General features: G+C 71.1%; 15 protein-coding genes. 6 read left to right on the top strand and 9 right to left on the bottom strand.

What is annotated here, in order from left to right; genetic code table 11:
- Window position 1 precedes the first annotated feature (1 nt).
- The 4 genes from manD (at window position 2) to AB0B58_RS00600 (ending at window position 4,640) form a co-directional block, all read left to right on the top strand.
- Window positions 2-1,210, top strand: coding sequence for a D-mannonate dehydratase ManD (manD, locus tag AB0B58_RS00615; RefSeq protein WP_360216203.1), 1,209 nt, complete (start codon window positions 2-4; stop codon window positions 1,208-1,210).
- A gap of 97 nt (window positions 1,211-1,307) precedes the next feature.
- Window positions 1,308-2,918, top strand: coding sequence for a methyl-accepting chemotaxis protein (locus AB0B58_RS00610; RefSeq protein ID WP_360215108.1), 1,611 nt, complete (start codon window positions 1,308-1,310; stop codon window positions 2,916-2,918).
- Window positions 2,919-3,418: 500 nt separating this feature from the next.
- Complete coding sequence (locus AB0B58_RS00605; RefSeq protein WP_360215105.1) at window positions 3,419-3,922, top strand: sigma-70 family RNA polymerase sigma factor; 504 nt, start codon at window positions 3,419-3,421, stop codon at window positions 3,920-3,922.
- A 1-nt stretch (window position 3,923) separates the two neighbouring features.
- Entirely contained in the window at window positions 3,924-4,640 is a 717-nt protein-coding gene (locus AB0B58_RS00600) for a hypothetical protein (protein WP_360215103.1), read from the top strand.
- Window positions 4,641-4,710: 70 nt separating this feature from the next.
- Here the strand turns inward: AB0B58_RS00600 and AB0B58_RS00595 are convergent, their stop codons facing one another.
- Window positions 4,711-5,484, bottom strand: coding sequence for a maleylpyruvate isomerase family mycothiol-dependent enzyme (locus tag AB0B58_RS00595; protein WP_360215100.1), 774 nt, complete (start codon window positions 5,482-5,484; stop codon window positions 4,711-4,713).
- Window positions 5,485-5,853: 369 nt separating this feature from the next.
- On the opposite strand from AB0B58_RS00595, the gene AB0B58_RS00590 reads away from it, so the two are divergent.
- On the top strand, window positions 5,854-6,498 hold the full coding sequence (locus AB0B58_RS00590; protein ID WP_360215097.1) for a DUF1062 domain-containing protein: 645 nt from the start codon (window positions 5,854-5,856) through the stop codon (window positions 6,496-6,498).
- A 95-nt stretch (window positions 6,499-6,593) separates the two neighbouring features.
- Here the strand turns inward: AB0B58_RS00590 and AB0B58_RS00585 are convergent, their stop codons facing one another.
- The 4 genes from AB0B58_RS00585 to AB0B58_RS00570 all read right to left on the bottom strand — a co-directional run bounded on the left by AB0B58_RS00585 (window position 6,594) and on the right by AB0B58_RS00570 (window position 10,850).
- Window positions 6,594-7,157 (bottom strand): histidine phosphatase family protein, encoded by a 564-nt coding sequence (locus AB0B58_RS00585; RefSeq protein WP_360215094.1) that lies wholly within the window; start codon window positions 7,155-7,157, stop codon window positions 6,594-6,596.
- A gap of 35 nt (window positions 7,158-7,192) precedes the next feature.
- Window positions 7,193-7,804, bottom strand: a complete 612-nt coding sequence (locus AB0B58_RS00580; protein WP_360215091.1) for an FMN reductase — start codon at window positions 7,802-7,804, stop codon at window positions 7,193-7,195.
- On the bottom strand, window positions 7,801-8,913 hold the full coding sequence (locus tag AB0B58_RS00575) for an LLM class flavin-dependent oxidoreductase (RefSeq protein ID WP_360215088.1): 1,113 nt from the start codon (window positions 8,911-8,913) through the stop codon (window positions 7,801-7,803). The genes AB0B58_RS00580 and AB0B58_RS00575 overlap by 4 nt, the downstream gene beginning before the upstream one ends.
- 110 nt (window positions 8,914-9,023) lie before the next feature.
- Window positions 9,024-10,850 (bottom strand): glycoside hydrolase family 76 protein, encoded by a 1,827-nt coding sequence (locus tag AB0B58_RS00570; RefSeq protein WP_360215085.1) that lies wholly within the window; start codon window positions 10,848-10,850, stop codon window positions 9,024-9,026.
- A gap of 157 nt (window positions 10,851-11,007) precedes the next feature.
- On the opposite strand from AB0B58_RS00570, the gene AB0B58_RS00565 reads away from it, so the two are divergent.
- Entirely contained in the window at window positions 11,008-11,970 is a 963-nt protein-coding gene (locus AB0B58_RS00565; RefSeq protein ID WP_360215082.1) for a hypothetical protein, read from the top strand.
- 8 nt (window positions 11,971-11,978) lie between these two features.
- Here the strand turns inward: AB0B58_RS00565 and AB0B58_RS00560 are convergent, their stop codons facing one another.
- The 4 genes from AB0B58_RS00560 to AB0B58_RS00545 all read right to left on the bottom strand — a co-directional run bounded on the left by AB0B58_RS00560 (window position 11,979) and on the right by AB0B58_RS00545 (window position 17,214).
- Window positions 11,979-12,932: an FAD-dependent oxidoreductase gene (locus AB0B58_RS00560; protein ID WP_360215079.1), complete on the bottom strand. Its 954-nt coding sequence runs from the start codon at window positions 12,930-12,932 to the stop codon at window positions 11,979-11,981.
- 56 nt (window positions 12,933-12,988) lie between these two features.
- On the bottom strand, window positions 12,989-14,845 hold the full coding sequence (locus tag AB0B58_RS00555; RefSeq protein WP_360215076.1) for an SCO2524 family protein: 1,857 nt from the start codon (window positions 14,843-14,845) through the stop codon (window positions 12,989-12,991).
- A 2-nt stretch (window positions 14,846-14,847) separates the two neighbouring features.
- Complete coding sequence (locus tag AB0B58_RS00550; protein WP_360215073.1) at window positions 14,848-15,651, bottom strand: SCO2525 family SAM-dependent methyltransferase; 804 nt, start codon at window positions 15,649-15,651, stop codon at window positions 14,848-14,850.
- 204 nt (window positions 15,652-15,855) lie between these two features.
- Window positions 15,856-17,214 carry a carbohydrate-binding protein gene (locus AB0B58_RS00545; protein WP_360215070.1) on the bottom strand — a complete coding sequence of 453 codons (1,359 nt, stop codon included), beginning with the start codon at window positions 17,212-17,214 and terminating at the stop codon, window positions 15,856-15,858.
- Window positions 17,215-17,418: the final 204 nt, after the last annotated feature.

Genomic DNA, 17,418 nt, shown 5'->3' with positions numbered 1-17,418 from the left:
CGTGCGGATCGCCGCCGCGCGGGTGATCGTGACGTGCCCGGGCCGCAACTTCGTGACGCTGAAGATCGTCACCGACGAGGGCGTGACCGGCGTCGGCGACGCCACCCTGAACGGCCGGGAGCGGGCCGTCGCCGCGTACCTCGCCGAGCACGTCGTGCCCGTGCTGCTCGGCCGGGACCCGGCCCGGATCGAGGACACCTGGCAGGCGCTGTACAAGGGCGCGTACTGGCGGCGCGGTCCGGTGACGATGAGCGCCATCGCGGCCGTGGACACCGCGCTGTGGGACATCAAGGGCAAGGTTGCAGGTCTGCCGGTTTACCAGCTGCTCGGCGGCCGGTCCCGCGACGGCGTGACCGTGTATGGACACGCCGCCGCCGAGTCCGTCGACGACCTGCTGACCGACGTGGCCCGCCTGACCGCCGCGGGATACCGGGCCGTGCGCGTGCAGGCCGGCGTGCCCGGCCTGCCCACCACGTACGGGGTGAGCGCCGACCCGCGCACCTACGAGCCGGCCGGATCGGCGCTGCCCGCCGAGGCGGTGTGGTCGACGCCGCGCTACCTGGCGCACGTGCCCCCGGTCCTCGCGCGGGTCCGCGCCGAGTTCGGCCCCGAGCTGCGCCTGCTGCACGACGTGCACCACCGGCTCACCCCGATCGAGGCCGCCGCGCTGGGCCGCGACCTCGAGCCGTACCGGCTGACCTGGCTGGAGGACCCGGTCCCGGCGGAGTTGCAGGAGGGCTTCCGGCTGATCCGGCAGCACACCACCACGCCGCTGGCCGTCGGGGAGGTCTTCAACAGCATCTGGGACTGCCGGCGGCTGATCACCGAGCAGCTGATCGACTACATCCGGACCAGCGTCGTGCACGCCGGCGGGATCAGCCACCTGCGCCGCATCTTCGACCTGGCGAACCTCTACCACGTGCGCAGCGGCTCGCACGGTGCCACGGACCTGTCGCCGGTGTGCCTGGCCGCCGCGCTGCACGTCGACCTCAGCATCCCGAACTTCGGGCTGCAGGAGTACATGCCGCACACCGCCGAGACCGACGCGGTGTTCCCGCACGGCTACCGCTTCGCCGACGGCTACCTGCACCCCTCGGAGGAGCCCGGCCTGGGCGTCGACATCGACGAGGAGCTGGCCGTCCGCTACCCGTACCGGCCCGCGGCCCTTCCGGTGAACCGCCTCGAGGACGGCACGCTGCACAGCTGGTGACGGTTCTCCCATCAGCCGGGACGTTCGGCGTCTCAACTGCCGGTACCCGGTGCCGATGGACCCACTGCCACAAGGGCACATTGGGGGTACCTCGTTCATGTTGGGTCGTCTGCGGGTAGGAGCACGCCTCGCCGTTGCCTTCAGCCTGCTCATCGGGTTGCTCGCCGTCACCGCCGGTGCCGGCTGGTGGGGCATGCGGACCCAGGACCAGGTGGAACGGGAGATCGCCGACCTCACCGTGACCCGCGAGGCCGTGCTGCGGTTCATGTACAACGTGGGCGAGATCACCGGCTGGCAGGGCCTGGTGGTCGCCGACGCCGGCGTCATCGGCGGCCGGGCCGCCACCGCACCGACCTCCTACAACCGCGACGGCCTGCTGAAGTCCAAGACGACGCTGACCGAGGCCCTGGACGCCCTCGACGCGGCGCCGCTCCCGGCGGACGAGCGCGCCACCGCGGCGCCCCTGCGGGGAATCTGGGACGACTTCTTCCGCGCCGACGACGAGATCGTCGCGCTGCTGCGCAAGGACACCATGCCGGCGCGGGCCGCCGCACTGGACATGATCAACGAGGGTGCCTCCGGCGAGGCCTACGTGCAGACGATCGAGATCACCGACCGGCTGCAGCAGGCCAGCGCGGCCCGGGGCGCCGCACTGCGCGCCGACATGGAGGCCGCCCGGCGCACCAGCACCATCGCCCTGGCCGGCACGCTTGGCGCGGCGGTGCTGCTGGCGCTCTTCGCCGGCGTGGCGGTCAGCCGCTCCATCGTGCGGCCCCTGCGCACCGTGATGGACACCCTCGCCCAGCTCGCGGACGGTGATCTCCGGGCCCGGGTCGGCCTGCGCCGCCGGGACGAGCTCGGTGAGCTCGCGGCCGCCGTCGACCGCAGCACCTCGGCGCTGCAGGCGGCGATGCGGCAGGTGCTCTCCGGCGCGGGCGCGGTCGGCGACGTGTCCGGCCAGCTGTCCACCGTCGCGGAGCGCATGGCGAGCTCGGCGGAGCGGGCGCGCCGGCGCGCCACGGAGGTGTCCGCCGAGGCCGACAACGTGCTGGACAACCTGCGGACCGTCGTCGCGGGCAGCGGCGAGGTCAGCAGCGCCATCGCGCGGATGGCCACGAGCGCCGACGCCGCGGCGCAGGTCGCCGGCGAGGCGGTCGCCACCGCCGAGGACACCGGCCAGACGATCGGCCGGCTCGGCACCTCGTCCACCGAGATCAGCAACATCGTGCAGCTGATCAACGGCATCGCCGGGCAGACCAACCTGCTGGCGCTCAACGCCACCATCGAGGCGGCCCGCGCCGGCGAGCAGGGCAAGGGCTTCGCGGTGGTCGCCGGCGAGGTGAAGGACCTCGCGCAGGAGACCGCCCGGGCCACCGGCGACATCACCGAGAAGGTCCGGGCCATCCAGGCCGACACCGACTCGGCCGTGCACGCGATCAACACCATCAGCGACGTCGTCCGCCGCATCGACGGCTTCCAGGAGACCGTCGCCACGGCCATCGAGGAGCAGACCGTCGCCTCGGCGAACATCAACGTCAGCCTCGATCAGGCGGCCGGCAGCGGCGAGCGCATCGCCGACGCCATCACCCACCTCGCGAAGACCACCGACGAGACCGCCCGCGACGTGGAGTCGGCCGGCGCCGCCGCCACCGAACTCGCCGGTGCCAGCCGCGCCCTGCACACCGCCATCGCCGAGTTCAGAATCTGATAGAACGCCGTGCACCGCATCGGCACCGCGGGCGTGGCCTGTCCGCGTCGGTAGTGGCTGATTCGGTCGCGGCCGGTAACGCGGCCGGATCGGTCGTCTGTACGACCTCGCGCCGGTCCCGGCCGGGGACATCGTCGGCCCGTTGCAGCATCGCGGTCGCCGTCCGCGGCCTGGTCGCGAACCCCACCTCGGCGCCGAGGCCGGCTTGCCGGCAGTGGGCACGGTCGTCGATCCAAGACCGACGCAGACACGAATCCCGGGTCGATCAACGCGTGGCAGGTCCAGCGGCTCTCGGCGCCCCGAGCCGCACTCGGCAGACCGGCGCCCTTCGTGAGGAATCCAGTGCCGTCGATCCCAAGGCGACGACCCCTGTGCGCACTTGCGTGGTACGCGAAGCGCGCCTCCTCGCGGTCCGCGATGCCTACGGCGGTGAACGATGCCAGGGGGTTCTGCGTCGTAGCACTGAAGGACGACGGGAGGGAACGCCGATGAGGCAGCCGGTGCGAGGATCGCAGGAGGACGACCCGCCGCGGGAGGAAGACGTAGGACGAATCCGCGCCGTGCTGATCATGGGCGGTGTCCCGTGGCAGGACCTGGACGACGCGGTGCAGCAGGTCCGCCTGAAGCTCCTGGAGCGCTCGTCGGCCGAGACGATCGACAATCCGGCCGCCTGGACCGCCGTCGTCGCGTCACGGATCGCCGTCGACTGGCACCGCGGCCGGCGGCGCACCGAACAGCTGCGCCACCGGATCATGGCACTGCGAGCTCCCGGCGTCGCCGAGACGCCGCCCGACCGGGACCGCGATCTCGCGCTGGTGGTGGCCGGTGAGCTCGACGAGCTTCCGGCGGACCAGCGCCAACTGCTGGTGCTGCGGTTCTACACCGATCTGACCGTGCCGCAGATCGCGGCGGTGCTCGGTGTCGCACAGGGAACGGTGAAGAGCCGGCTGCACAACGCGATCGCTCAGCTGCGGGTCAGGTTGAGCGCGAAGGGACTGGTGTGAGATGTCGCAGGTCAAGCACGGTGGCGCGACGCCGCCGGACGACGCACTGATGTACGCCATCACCGGCGAGCAGCCGCCCGGCTCGTTGGCGCGCACCGAGGAGATGGCCGAGGCGACGGCGACCGTCAGCGCGCTACGGCAGGGGCTGGCAGCGCTCGGCGCGGAACTGGCCGCGGCCACGCCCGAGCCGGCGGCAGACTCGCGCCCGGCCCCGAACGCCCCGGCCCCGGCGGGTCGCCGGCCGGCCGGGTCGTCGGCCAAACGGATCTGGGCACGCCCGTGGGCGCTCTCCGCCGCCACGGGGGTGGTGGCCGTCGCGCTGGCCGGCGGCTACGCGCTGAACATGTCCGATCCGGGCGACACGTCGGACAGCCGGAGCCTCCCCGGCGCGGTGGCGTGCGCCGAGACCATCGCCGTCGGAAACGTGACGTCGGTGAGCAGGCAGGGCGACCGGTTCGCGGTGACGCTCGACGCGCAGCGGTACCTGAAGCCGGAGAACGGGCCGGCGATCCTCTCGGTCGGCGATGCACAGCTGCCCCTCGGCGGATCGAGCACCGCGCCGGCCGAGGGCGACCGGGTCCTGGTGGTGGTCCACGACGCGGCGAAGGGCAATGTCGATCTCTTCACCGGTGCGGACATCGCCTCGGAGCTGGGTTGGATGGAGAAGGCACTGCCCGACTCCCGCTCGATCGACCCCACGGACTGCAAGGGTGAGTGAGCACCGGCGGCGCGGGCGGCGGACGCTGCGGCCTCACGGGCGGTGATCAGGTCAAGGAGGCGGTCGCGCCCTACACCTCGGGCTCCCAGGCGATCAGCTGGTCGAAGATGCCCCGGTCGCCATCCAGCCGCAGCAAGTCCATCGAAATGCGGCCGTAGCAGAACATGACCAGCTCATTGGCCGTGCCCCAGGCGGAGACATCGGCCGCCTCCGGCCCCTCGCCGGCGGAGCCGGGCAGGCGGGCGGCCCGGGCACCGTCGGCGGACAGCCAGAGCCGCCAGGAACGGCCCTCGGTGGCGTGGTAGTCGATGACCGCGGGCTTGTGCGGCCACGCGGCCGTCGTCGCGACGCAGGTGGTCAGGAACTCGTCGACACCGTCGAGGGCCACCTCGTCCGGCAGCGGCTGCGGGGCGCCCACGGCGACCTGGGCGTCATAGGTGTGCACGGCGACCTGCTGGAGCTGGTGCCGGGCGACGGCACCGCTGGTCTGCGGCGACTGCGACGGACCCCACCACGTCCAGCAACCACGGTCGGGGCCCGCCTCCCGCAGCGAGGCCAGCAGCTCGCCCGTCGACGCGGCGAACCAGGCCAGCAGGGCCACACGCTCCTGGGGCACCACCGGGGCGGGCACGGCCGCGGGAGCGTCGGCGGGCCCCGCGGCCACGGTGGCGGCCCACTTGCGCCGGCCCTCGCCCAGGTGCTGCACCAGATCGAACAACGTCCACTCCGGGCAGGTCGGCACCCGCACGTCGAGGCTGGGCGCGGACGCCACCGCCGCCCGGAAAGCGGTCGATCGTTCGTCCATCAGCCGCAACAGGTCGGCGAACTCCAGAGTCTCTTCCACCGCGGCTTTGTACCACCCCCGTCCGACAACCGACAGCGGATTTCACCGCCGCGGCGGCCGCCGAGAAAATCCGTTGCCCGGCGGCCCGCTGGTTGAGCATGCTCACGCGCATGGATCAGTGACCAGTGGCGCACGCGCGGAAGCAAGACGGGTTCGAGTCCACTCCCCGTCTCTGTCCGCCGTGCCACTCGAAGCCCGCACCGGTGACCGGCGCGGGCTTCCTTCACGCGACGTGATCTGCGACGTCGCGCCGGCCGGCGTGCTCCCACCGAGACGCCGGCCGTACGCCACTGGATCCGGGAGGCACCCCCACGGCGCGTCATCGCGCTGCCGGGAGCCTCCCCCGTAAACCCTGGAATCGCCGAAGCCATGAACAGTTCCCGCGACATCCGCGTGCCGGCCGACGGCCGCGGACCCGGCATCGATCGGAAAGCGCTGTGGGTGGTCACCGAGCTCGGGCTGCCCACCATCCTCAAGGCCTGCGTGTCATGCAGGTCCATCCGTCACCATCCCACCGGGAAGATCCGGGTCAACGCGAACCACAAGCTGCTCGATGTGTGGCTGCTGATCGGCTGCGCACTATGCGGCCGCACGTCGAAGATCCCCGTCCACGAGCGCATCAACGTGCGGGCACTGGAGAACGAGCGGCTGCTGATGTTCGAGAACAACGATCCGGCCATGGTGCGACGACTCACCATGGACGCGACCCTCGCCCGCAGGGCCGCCTACCAGCTCGACTGGACCGGCACCTGGCGGCTGGACACCGACATACCGTTCTACGACCTCCGGCGCGAGGACGCCGCGCCACTCGAGGTCATCATCAGGTTCGAGCTCCCGGCACCCATCCGGGTCGAGAAGCTGCTCACCACCGGGTTCGGCCTGAGCCGTCCCGCTGTTAGGGGCATGGTCGACTCCGGGCGCATCCGCCTGCCCCTGTCCATCGACGCCAAGGCCCGCGAGGACTTCACCTTCATCGTCGTCACCGCACCACCGCCTTCACCCGGGCTGCCATGAGGAGTCGCTCAGCAGCGCGGGCCATGCGCCGCTGAGCGACCCATCCGGCCCGCGGCCTCTGGCGTCACTGGCCGCGCCCGGTGGACTCAGGCGCCCTAGGCGTTCCAGGCGTCGATGACCTCGTTGCCGTGCTCGAAGCCGAGCGTGGACAGGGTCGCGGTGCCGAGCTTGAGCAGGCCGCCACCGCTCGCGGGCAGGCCGATCCAGCGGGCGCCGGCCACTCGCAGCGAGTGGCCGTGTGCGATCAGGGCGACGTCGCCGCCGTCCAGGAACGTCCGGGCCCGGGCGAGCGCCCGGTCGACGCGGGTGGCGACCTCCTCCGGGGACTCGCCGCCGGGGGCGCCGTCGGTCCACAGGGACCAGCCGGGGCGGGTCTCGTGGATGGTGGCGCTGGTGATGCCCTCGTACTCGCCGTAGTTCCACTCGGCGAGGTCCTCGGTGGTCTCCGTGACGGTGAGCCCGGCCAGCTCGGCGGTGCGCAGCGCCCGCCTGCGCGGGCTGGAGATCACGGCCGCGAACGACCGGCCGGCGAGCCGTTCGCCCGCGGCCCGCGCCTGCCGCTCGCCGTCCCCGGTCAGGTCCAGATCCGTGTACGAGGTGTGCCGCCCGGCCGCGCTCCACTCTGTCTGGCCGTGCCGGATGAGCACGATCTCCCCCATGACGCCCCCTTTCGCCCCCGTGTAGTTCTACCGTGTCAGCCAGCCAGCAGGTCCTCGAACGGCGTGGTCAGCACAAAGGGGTCCACGACGGTGGCGGGCTCGCGGCGGTCGATCTCACGGGCGAGTTCGCCGGCCGCGCGTTGGATCCGGCCGCGCAGCTGGCCCTCGGACTCGTCGCCGCCCCAGTCCTGCGTGGCCGCGAATACCGAGGTCGGCACGGTGACCGCCCGCAGGTACGCGAACAGCGGCCGCAGGGCGTGGTCCAGCGCCAGCGAGTGCCGGGCCGTACCGCCGGTCGCCGCGATCAGCACCGGCTTGTCGGCGACGGCGTCCTTGCCGAGGACGTCGAAGAACGACTTGAACAGCCCGCTGTAGGACGCGTTGAAGACCGGGGTCACCGCGATCAGCGCGTCGGCGGCCTCGACGGCGTCGAGCGCCTCCTTGAGCGGGGCCGGCGGGAAGCCGGTCAGCATGTGGTTCATCAGGTCGTGTGCGAGGTCGCGCAGCTCGACCACCTGGACGGTCAGCCGTACGCCGAGGCCGGCCGCCGCGCCGACCGCTGCCGCGGACAGCCGGTCCGCGAGCAGGCGGGTGGACGACGGCAGGCTCAGGCCCGCCGTGACGACGACGAGGGTGCGCTGCCTCATGCCTGCACCGCCGCGTTCTCCTGGTCGGCCGCCTGCTCCCGGGCCGCGGCGAGCAGGGACGCGTGGGTCGGCGCCTCGGGGACGTGCGCGGGCCGCAGCGCCGCGAACTCGCGGCGCAGCACCGGGACGACCTCCTCGCCGAGCAGGTCGAGCTGCTCGAGCACCGTCTTGAGCGGCAGGCCGGCGTGGTCCATCAGGAACAGCTGGCGCTGGTAGTCGCCGACGTAGTCGCGGAAGCCCAGGGTGCGGTCGATGACCTGCTGCGGGCTGCCGACGGTCAGCGGGGTCTCGCGGCTGAAGTCCTCCAGCGAGGGGCCGTGCCCGTACACGGGTGCGTTGTCGAAGTACGGGCGGAACTCCTTCACGGCGTCCTGCGAGTTCCTGCGCATGAAGACCTGTCCGCCGAGGCCGACGATCGCCTGGTCCGCGCCGCCGTGGCCGTAGTGCGCGTAGCGCTCGCGGTACAGCTCGACCATCCGCTGGGTGTGCGAGGCCGGCCAGAAGATGTGGTTGGCGAAGAAGCCGTCGCCGTAGAAGGCGGCCTGCTCGGCGATCTCGGGGCTGCGGATCGAGCCGTGCCAGACGAACGGCGGTATCCCGTCGAGCGGGCGCGGGGTCGAGGTGAACGACTGCAGCGGCGTGCGGTACTTGCCCGTCCAGTCGACGGTGTGCTCGCGCCACAGGCGGTGCAGCAACGCGTAGTTCTCGATCGCCAGGGGGATGCCGGCGCGGATGTCCTTGCCGAACCACGGGTAGACCGGTCCGGTGTTGCCCCGGCCCATCATCAGGTCGACGCGGCCGTCGGCGAGATGCTGGAGCATCGCGTAGTCCTCGGCGATCTTGACCGGGTCGTTGGTCGTGATCAGCGTCGTGGACGTCGAGAGCAGCAGCCGCTCGGTCTGCGCGGCGATGTAGCCGAGCATCGTGGTGGGCGAGGACGGCACGAAGGGCTCGTTGTGGTGCTCGCCCATCGCGAAGACGTCGAGGCCGACCTCCTCCGCCTTCCTGGCGATCGCCACCATCGCCTTGATCCGCATCTGCTCGGTCGGCGCCCGCCCGTTGACAGGGTCGGGCGTGACGTCGCCCACGGTGAAGATCCCGAACTGCATGTCCGCTCCTGAGCTCCGGCCGGGCTTGAGCATCCCGGACTGACCCGCACAACGTCTTTGACTCGTCAACTATTTCATAGTCAGAGAGTTGCCGTGAAGCGAGGTCCGGATCACAGCGCGGCGATAAGCGCACCCAGGCCCGAGGCCTGGGTGCGCCAGTCGCGGGCATTCGGGTATCCCGCGGGCGACTGCCCGTTCCAGCGCTGCCCGATCCGGTTGAGCGGGTCCCGGTCGGCGACCCAGATGCTGTCCGCCTGGGTACGGGCGTACGAACGGTAGCCCGCCGCGCCCGTGGCGTCGGCGAGATCGCCCAGGTATCGCATGAAGATGCCCTTGAACTGCTTGCCGTTGTCGTCGCAGGTGGTCGTCGGCGAGTCGCAGGACTCGGTGAGGATGCCGTTGCGGGTGAGCACCGGGCTAGCCATGGCGGCGTCCGCCAGCCGCCGCGACGCGGCGAGCACGGAGGCGTTGCCGGTGGCCCGCCACACCTCGAGCGAGGCGCCGATGGCCAGCCCCTGGTTGTAGGTGTGCACGGTCTGCCCGTTGTTCGCGCAGTTGCCGTTCAGGCCGTCGTTGACCAGCCCGGAGCCGTTGATCATGCCGCTGGCGGCGAACCAGTTCCAACCGGTCGTCGCCCGGTTGAGCCAGGTGGTGTCGCCCGGGAGCCGGTTGTGCAGCGCGGCGGCGAGGCGGATGTAGAGGCCGGCGGTCACCGCGTTCTTGTACGTGCGCTCGCGGTCCCACCACACTCCCCCGCCGCAGGTGGAGGTGTCCCAGAAGCCGTGCACGTAGTTCGCGATCGTCACCGCCTCGTCCCGGAACCTCGCCTCGCCGGTCAGGTCGTACGCCCGCACCCAGGCGATGCCCCACCAGGCCGCGTCGTCGATCGCCCGGCTGATGAAGTGGCCCTCGATCGGGTCGCTGCTCTTCACCCCGGCCGGGAACGCGACCCTGTTCACCTCGAAGGTACGGTCCACGATCCACCGGTAGTCGGTGCGGCCGGTGCGCTTCATCCAGTCCATGAGGGTCGTGACGGCCACCGCCGAGTTCCACCAGCTCGACGGCCACCACGCCGTGTCCGGCCGGTACGCCCACATCAGCGCGTCAGCCGCCGCTGCCGCCCGGTCGTTCGCGGGCCGGGCCCAGGCCGTGCACGCGCCGTTGGCGCCGGTGACCGCCCGGCCGCAGGCGCGCAGCGCGCCGCCGTACAGCAGGGATCCGGGTTCGCGGGCCGCGAAGAGTGCGGTGCGCGCGGAGCTCGCGCCCGCCGGGGTGGCGGTGCGGCCGAGCGAGGATCCGCCGGGCCAGCTCGCGCCCTCGTTCCACGACCGGTCGAGCCAGATCTCGTCCCCGGCGGCGCCGTTGCCGATGGTCGCCCAGGCCATGCCGCGGCCGTCGATGTGCAGGGCGATGGTCCGCCCGCTCAGCGTGGCCGGTCCGACGGGCTGGGTGTCGCCGGAGTTGCCGCCCTCGCCGTCGCAGGCCACGTCGCAGGCCCGCGGGCGCACCCAGTCGGTGCACTGGATGCCGGCCGCGTCGCCGCAGGCCCGGATCATGCCGCGCCGGTGGCCCGCCGGGTCGGCGAGGTTGTACATGAGCGTGCGGGTACCGGTCCAGGTGCCGGGGATGCTCGCCTTGCCGAGCAGCCCGTCCCAGGTGGCGCCGCCGTCCCAGGTCCGGTCCAGCCAGACGGCGTCGCCGGGGGTGCCGAGGTCGATGCTGCCCCAGGCCATCGCGTCGGCGGCGGAGAGATGCAGGGAGATCCGGCGCCCGTTCTGGATCCGGTCCGGCACGGGGAACGCGTCCTGGCGTGCGGTCGACGGGTCCCGGGTGTCGCAGGAGACCGCGCAGACGACCGGGGCGGCGGCGACGGCGGGCGCCGGGACGGACAGCCACGTGAGTGCGAGGGCGACGACGGTGAGGGCGGCTCGCTTCATGCGCGGTGCCTCCAGTTCTCTCTCTTAAATATTGACAACCGTCGACACATTTCGGCAAGGCTTGTTAACAGCTCACCCGCTCCCATTGCGCTGGTTGCGCCCATGCCCTCAGATTGACGTAGAGCACTCAATTGAACTCACTGAGTAAGGAGCGCGGGTGGATCTAAGAGTCAAGATCGTCGTCACGGGGGTCGCCGGCGGGCTCACCTATCTGCTGACGAACGCCACCGGCCAGCCGGAGATCTGGCAGCTCACGATGTCGGTGTTCGTCGGTGGCATCGTCCTGGTGGTCCAGGTCCTGATCGACACCGACCTCCGCGTCCACCGGCTCGAGAGTGAACTGACGGCGCACGCCGATCGGGTCGAGAGTGAACTGACGGCGCATGCCAAGCGGGTCGAGGACAACGTCGACAACCGGTTCGCCGCCGTCAACGAGGCCACCGCCCTGTACGGCCGGGTGGAGGCCACCGCGCTGCGCCCCGACCTGATGACGCGCGTCGTCACCGCGCTCGCGAACATCAATCCGGAGGCCGAACTCCAGCGCAGCTTCGCCGACCATGAGATCGCCCGGATGGCCGAGTTGTTCGAGGGGCTGAAGTACGGCTGGGCGCTCTACGAGGGCGAGGACCGCGACTGGCTCCTGGGACTGACCGCCTGCGTCAAGGAGTCGGTGGACGCGACGAGCATGACGACCTTCGACAAGCCTCGCGGCTACGTCGACGAGGGTCAGTTCTGGGCCAGCGACCTCGGTCAGCGCTATCTCGACAGCCAGCACCGCGCGATCGACCGCGGCGTGCGGATCCGGCGCCTGTTCCTGCTGGACGACGGGGCCGCGGCGGACAAGGACAAGATCGACGCCTTGATCGAGCCGCACCAGAAGATCGGGGTGCAGACCCGCATCCTGGCCAAGTCCTCCCTGGACTTCCTGCTGCAGACCAACCTGGTGGACTTCGTCCTGTTCGACCACCAGATCAGCTACGAACTCGTTGCCGCCTCGACGCTCGGCAACGAGTTCCGGCCGGTCATCGCCAAAGTCACCCTGGTGGCGGGGAAGCCAAGCCTGATGGAGCGCCGCAACCGCTTCGACAAGATGTGGGCGAGCGCGCAGCCGGCACCCTGATGCCGAGGTCAGACGAGTTCGTCCACAAGCATGGCCACGTCGTCGGCGCAGCCCCAGGACAGGCTCACCCCGGAGCCCGCATGGCCGTAGTTGTGGACCACGTGCCGGCGGGAGCCTCGCGGCTCGATCTCGAGCCGCACCTCCGGGCGGACGGGCCGGCTGCCGACCCGGTAGCCCAGAATCTTCGCCTTGGCGACCTCGGGGAAGACGCTGATGCAGCGATTCCGGATGCCGGCCGCTATCCCGCGGTCCAGCACCGGCTCGACACATCCCTCGGTCGCGTTGCCACCGAGCACCAGGACCCGGCCCTGCGGCAGCAGATACGTCGTTTCCCGCAGATCATCGGTGTGCTCGACGAAGAACTCGCGGATGCCCGGATTCCGGACCAGGACGAGGTGCCCGCAGACGGACGTGACCCTGTCATCGGGCACCAGCTCGCGCGCGGCGGACCCGGCGCAGTTGACCACCACGGAGGCCGTGGCGAAGGCCTCGTCCAGGGTGCGCAGCCTGCCGTATTCGACCTTGCCGCCCGCCGCCTTCAGCCGCTTCAGGAGATAGGCCAGATAGACCGGCATGTCGATGAGCGGCGCCATGTAACGCCAGCCGGTCGCGAAGCCGTCGGGCAGCTCCGGAGCCTTGCACTCGCGGTAGCTCATCTCCCAACAGCGCTCCGGCAGCGGAATCGGGTCCCGGGAGGCCTCCGTCCCGTCGACCAGCTTGACCCCGGCGACACCGTCGAGGTTCTCGAAGACCTCGTGCGTCCGCCGGCTCCACCGCTTCATGTCCGGATGGTGGGCGTGCATCGGATCCCACATCGCCCCCGCCGCGGCCGAGGTGCTCCGCGCCGGGCCCCGGGCCGTCCTGACGCGGACCCGGAGACCGCGCTCGGCCAGGCGGACGCCCGTGGTCAAGCCCGATACACCGGCACCGACAATCAACACATCGGTTCTGGCCGTCGACATGTACCGAGACTAGTCGCGTGCACCGACGGTGCGGGCGGCCCGAAGGGATGAACTGTTCACCGCCCGGCGGCCTCCTCGGCGGCCGCCCGCGCCGAGGAGAACTTGTGCAGCTTCATCAGTGCCTCGCCGGCGACCGCGACCGCGACGCCCGGGGTATGGGAGAGCACCGAGCGGGCCAGCTTCAGCTCGGCGGCGATCGCGTCGAGCTCGTCACGGAGTCCTGACCCGCGCCGGCCGGGGCCGCTGTAGTACTCCGTGTGCAGCATCTGGTCGGCCTCGATGAGCATGGCCGCGGCGGTCCGGGCGAGCTCAGGGCTCGGCCGGGGCGGCTCGCTGACGACCGGCCCCGCGCTGATCAGCGCGTCGATCATGCGCCTGGTGTGGTACCACGACACCTCGCTCTGCCAGGGCAGGCCCGGGATCTCGGGAAAGGCGGGCCCCGGTTGATCCCAGAGACCGCGGACCTCGCCGTTCTCGATCCGGCGGGCCCGCATGTGTTGCCAGATCTGGTCGGACAGGTCCAGGACGCGGTCGCGGGTGTCGCCGGCATCGAAGTGACCGGCCAGGCGCAGGGTCCGGACCAGCAGCAACGGCGCGATGTCGGACACGGTCCAGGCGAGCTGCGGCTCGCCGTGCGCCTCGCTGCCGCGCAGCGGCTCGCGAACGCCGGGATGATGCGCCGCGACTATGGCCAGATCATCCGTCGTCGCCCGCTCCGTGATCCGGCTCCGGTTGGCGAGCCGGGCGAAGAGGTCGCCGATCCGGGTGAGGTCGGCGTCCGCGGCCGGCTGCCTGACCCGCTCCTGCACGAACATTCCGCTGACCAGCGCGCTGTAGTACTCGAACTGCAGTCCGTCGGTCGTCTGCCACGGCACGTCCTCCACGGGCCATCGCTTCCCCCTGCCGAACGTGGCCATGCGCGCCCAGAACGCGTGGGTCAGCCGATAGCGCAGCTGCAGCGCGTCGGCGAGGCGCACCTGATGGCGGTCGAGCAGGTTGGGCAGCTGGGTGCGACCGGAGAACAATTCCGCGATCGCCTCCAGCGCTATGGCCGTGAAGTACAGGTACGGCGCCCTCTCCGCCACCCCGGCGCGCTGGCCACCCGAGTCGCCGACCCGTGGCGCGCCGTCGACGACGCCCCACGACCAGCCGCACTCGAAGAGGTCCTCGGAGTGCGTCAGCGCGCGGCTCTCCGCGGCGCCGGGGCCGATGGTGATCTCCTGAAGGAACCGGGTGTGCATCGTTCTCCGCGTCTCCCGCAGCTCGTCGGCCACGACCCTGCGTGGTCGCCCGTCCTGGCCGACCCGACGGAGCTGCCGGTCACCGAACTCGCTGTCCGGCGGGAAGGCATGGACGGTGAAGCTGCGCAGCAGCCCGACCATGGCGCCCGTGAGCCGCCGCTGGGCCCGGGCCTCCAGGTCGTCGGCCTGCCGGCGGAGACTGTCGCGGGTGAGCGCCGGGCGCAGGGCCCGGACGAACCTCAGCGCCGCCAGGGCCAGGGTCACGGAGATCGCGTAGGAGTCGACCACCTCGGTCTCACGTTGCTGGTCCGTGACGGGCCGGGTCGGGTCCGCGGCCACGACGAAGCGGCCGCCGCCGGCGAAGATCGGCGTGCCGTCGGGCGCGGCGTAGGTGTACAGGTAGTCGAGCAGGGCCCGGACCAGGATCTGCGGAATCTCCAGCCTGGAGCCGAACCGTGCCAGCGCCTCCGCGACGTCGTCGGCCGTCCGGTCGGGGTCGTCGAGGGACAGGAAGGGGATCTTAGTTGCGGGACTCAGTAGACACAGCAGCTGCTCGGCGTCGCTTATCGAGTTCCGGCCGCCGCGCCCGCCCCAGCGCCACTCGCCGCCGGCGGAGAGCCGGGCGATCGCCTCCCACGCGTCGAGGATCTCCTGTCGGGGTCGGATCAGCATCGTTACGGCGCTTCCCGCCTCCGACCCGCGCGGCCGGTGGCCACGATCATGCCGTCATAGCCCTCGCGCAGGTCCTTGCTCTCGACCACCCGCACGGACAGGTCGTGCGCGATCGGCAGCAGGCAGGCGGTGACGTCGTCCTCCTCGACCGAACAGGAGGGGAACCTCCGGCCGCCGACCTCGTAGCCGGACGAGTCGCGCATGAACGCCGCACCGAAGAGGGCGCGGTGCCGCAGGGACTCGACGAATGCGGTGGTCGCCTTGACGAACTCACTCACGCTCGGCGTGATGGACTCGGCCACGAAGAACATCGTGCCCAGGTCGTACGACGCCGGCTCGAGGTCGCTGATGTTGCCCTCGACCACCGCGGTCCGGTGATGGAGCACCTCGAAGGGCCGTGCCACGGTCCGGTAGGCGGGCGGGCCGGTGGCCATGGCGTCCCAGAACGACTGCCACGACGCCGACGGGGACCGCAACTCCTCGCGGAGCCACTTGCTGTTCGAGGCGGCACGTTCGTAGAGGGTCACCTCGGCGGCGAACGGCAGCATCGCCAGGGCCGGGTAGAGGTTGGCGCCGGTGCCGACGTCGATCGCCCTGGCCCGGTGCAGCTGCGGGCACTCGCTGGCGAAGAAGTCGGTGACCATCTCGATGATCTGCCGGTCGTCGTCGCGCAGCGTGCTGTAGTTGTGGTCGAAGTAGTCCTTGGTGTCGAACAACTCCCAGTCGATGGCGGCGTTTCCCGGCAGCGACAGGTCACGGGCTGCTCCGCCGGGCCGGTCGACGCGCAGCGGGGAGCCGTCTGCCACAGCAGGTTCCTCCAGGTCGGACGAATCGACGTCGACAGTCAAGTCACACCGCGAGGTGCCGCCAGAATGTCGTCCCTCGAGGAACCCATTCCCGCCTCCGACGACTATACCGCCAGGGCTTTCCTCCCAATTCCGCCGATTTCACGGCCGGACGCGGAACGGCCCGCCGCCGCCCGGGGACGCGGGCGACGGCGGGCCGGTCGATCAGCGGCCCTGCAGGCCCTTCACGTTGTCGCCGAAGGTCCAGCCGCGCGAGCCGTCCCAGTTCGCCGACCAGGTCATCAGGCCCTTGAGGCTGCCGTTGAAGCTGTTCCAGGACTGCGAGACCAGCGACGGCGCCATGTAGCCGCCGCCCGCGCCGGACTGCGCCGGCAGGCCCGGTACCTGCTTGTCGTACGGGACCCGGATCGTCGTGCCCTGGATGACCAGACCGCTGTTGAGGCAGGTGGTCTGCGCGACGAAGCCCTGCACCGTGCCCGCCGAGTACGAGTCACCGGAGCAGCCGTACATCGAGCCGTTGTAGTACTGCATGTTCAACCACCAGAGGCGGCCGTTGTCCGCGTACTTCTTGATGATCGGCAGGTAGGAGCCCCAGATCGAGCCGTAGGTGACGCTGCCGCCGGTGACGTACGCGGTCTCCGGCGCCATGGTCAGGCCGAAGTTCGACGGCATCTGTGCGAGTACGCCGTCGATGATCCGGATCAGGTTGGACTGCGACGCCGACAGGGTGTTGATGTTGCCGCTGCCGGTCAGGCCGGTCTCGATGTCGATGTCGATGCCGTCGAAGTTGTACTGCCTGAGGATCGGCACGATCGTCGCGACGAAGCGGTCGGCGACCGTGCTGGAGCTCAGGTCGATGCCGGCCGCCGCGCCCCCGATGGACATCAGCAGCGTCGCACCCGCCGCCTTCGCCGCGCACATCTCGGCCGGCGTGGACACCTTCACGGTGGCGTCCATGCCGTTCTCCCACAGCACCGTGCCGTCGGAGCGGATCACCGGGAACGCCGCGTTGATGACGTTGTAGCCGTGCTGCTTCAGGCGGCTGTCGTTGATCGGCACCCAGCCGAAGCCGGGGTGCACCCCGTTGCTCGAGCCGTCCCAGTTCTCCCAGTATCCGACGAGGACCTTGCCGGCCGGCCTCGACTTGACGGCGCAGGTGTCGCCGCCCGGCGGGCTCGTGGGAGGCGTGGTCGGCGGGGTGGTCGGCGGAGTCGTCGGCGGGGTGGTCGGCGGGGTGGTCGGCGGAGTCGTCGGTGGCGTGGTGCCGCCGGTGCACGTGCCGAGGTCGCGCCAGAGTGACGGCGTCGCGGCGGGATTCCATCCGGCACCGGCGTACGCCGTATGAGTGACCAGAGCGGAGTAGAGCTTGCCGCCGTACGTCACCTGGGTGCCGACTGTGTAGGTGTTGCCCTCGGCCCAGGCGGGCGCGGTGCAGGCGACGGCGGCCGCCCGCAGCGGTACGCCGGACACCGCGGCCATGCCGTTCGGCGCGAAGGCCACGGCGGTCGCCACGGTCACCGCGGCGCCCGCCACCAGTGCTGACACGGTACGTCGTCTTCTCATGGCCGCTCCCTGACGCATCGATGACCATCCCGGTCACCCACATCTTCACGTTCGCGTAAAGAAATATCAAGGGTTGTTAACAGATCCGCTTCGATTGACCCCGGACGCCCGGCATGCTTCTGTGCTGTCGTTCGTCGCACAGGCGTGCTCGTATGAGGGACGAGACGAGAATCGGCGCGTTGCAGCAGACTGCGGAGGAACATC

The sequence above is a fragment of the Actinoplanes sp. NPDC049118 genome, assembly GCF_040648555.1.
Classification (GTDB): Bacteria; Actinomycetota; Actinomycetes; order Mycobacteriales; family Micromonosporaceae; genus Actinoplanes.
This window is presented reverse-complemented; position numbering and strand designations above follow the sequence as displayed.

Bases quoted from the DNA above. Each gene is read 5' to 3' on its own strand.
- AB0B58_RS00590 (WP_360215097.1), top strand. From the start codon at position 5,854: ATGAACAGTTCCCGCGACATCCGCGTGCCGGCCGACGGCCGCGGACCC.
- AB0B58_RS00610 (WP_360215108.1), top strand. From the start codon at position 1,308: ATGTTGGGTCGTCTGCGGGTAGGAGCACGCCTCGCCGTTGCCTTCAGC.
- AB0B58_RS00560 (WP_360215079.1), bottom strand. From the start codon at position 12,932: ATGTCGACGGCCAGAACCGATGTGTTGATTGTCGGTGCCGGTGTATCG.
- AB0B58_RS00570 (WP_360215085.1), bottom strand. From the start codon at position 10,850: ATGAAGCGAGCCGCCCTCACCGTCGTCGCCCTCGCACTCACGTGGCTG.
- AB0B58_RS00580 (WP_360215091.1), bottom strand. From the start codon at position 7,804: ATGAGGCAGCGCACCCTCGTCGTCGTCACGGCGGGCCTGAGCCTGCCG.
- AB0B58_RS00575 (WP_360215088.1), bottom strand. From the start codon at position 8,913: ATGCAGTTCGGGATCTTCACCGTGGGCGACGTCACGCCCGACCCTGTC.
- AB0B58_RS00555 (WP_360215076.1), bottom strand. From the start codon at position 14,845: ATGCTGATCCGACCCCGACAGGAGATCCTCGACGCGTGGGAGGCGATC.
- AB0B58_RS00545 (WP_360215070.1), bottom strand. From the start codon at position 17,214: ATGAGAAGACGACGTACCGTGTCAGCACTGGTGGCGGGCGCCGCGGTG.
- AB0B58_RS00600 (WP_360215103.1), top strand. From the start codon at position 3,924: ATGTCGCAGGTCAAGCACGGTGGCGCGACGCCGCCGGACGACGCACTG.
- AB0B58_RS00585 (WP_360215094.1), bottom strand. From the start codon at position 7,157: ATGGGGGAGATCGTGCTCATCCGGCACGGCCAGACAGAGTGGAGCGCG.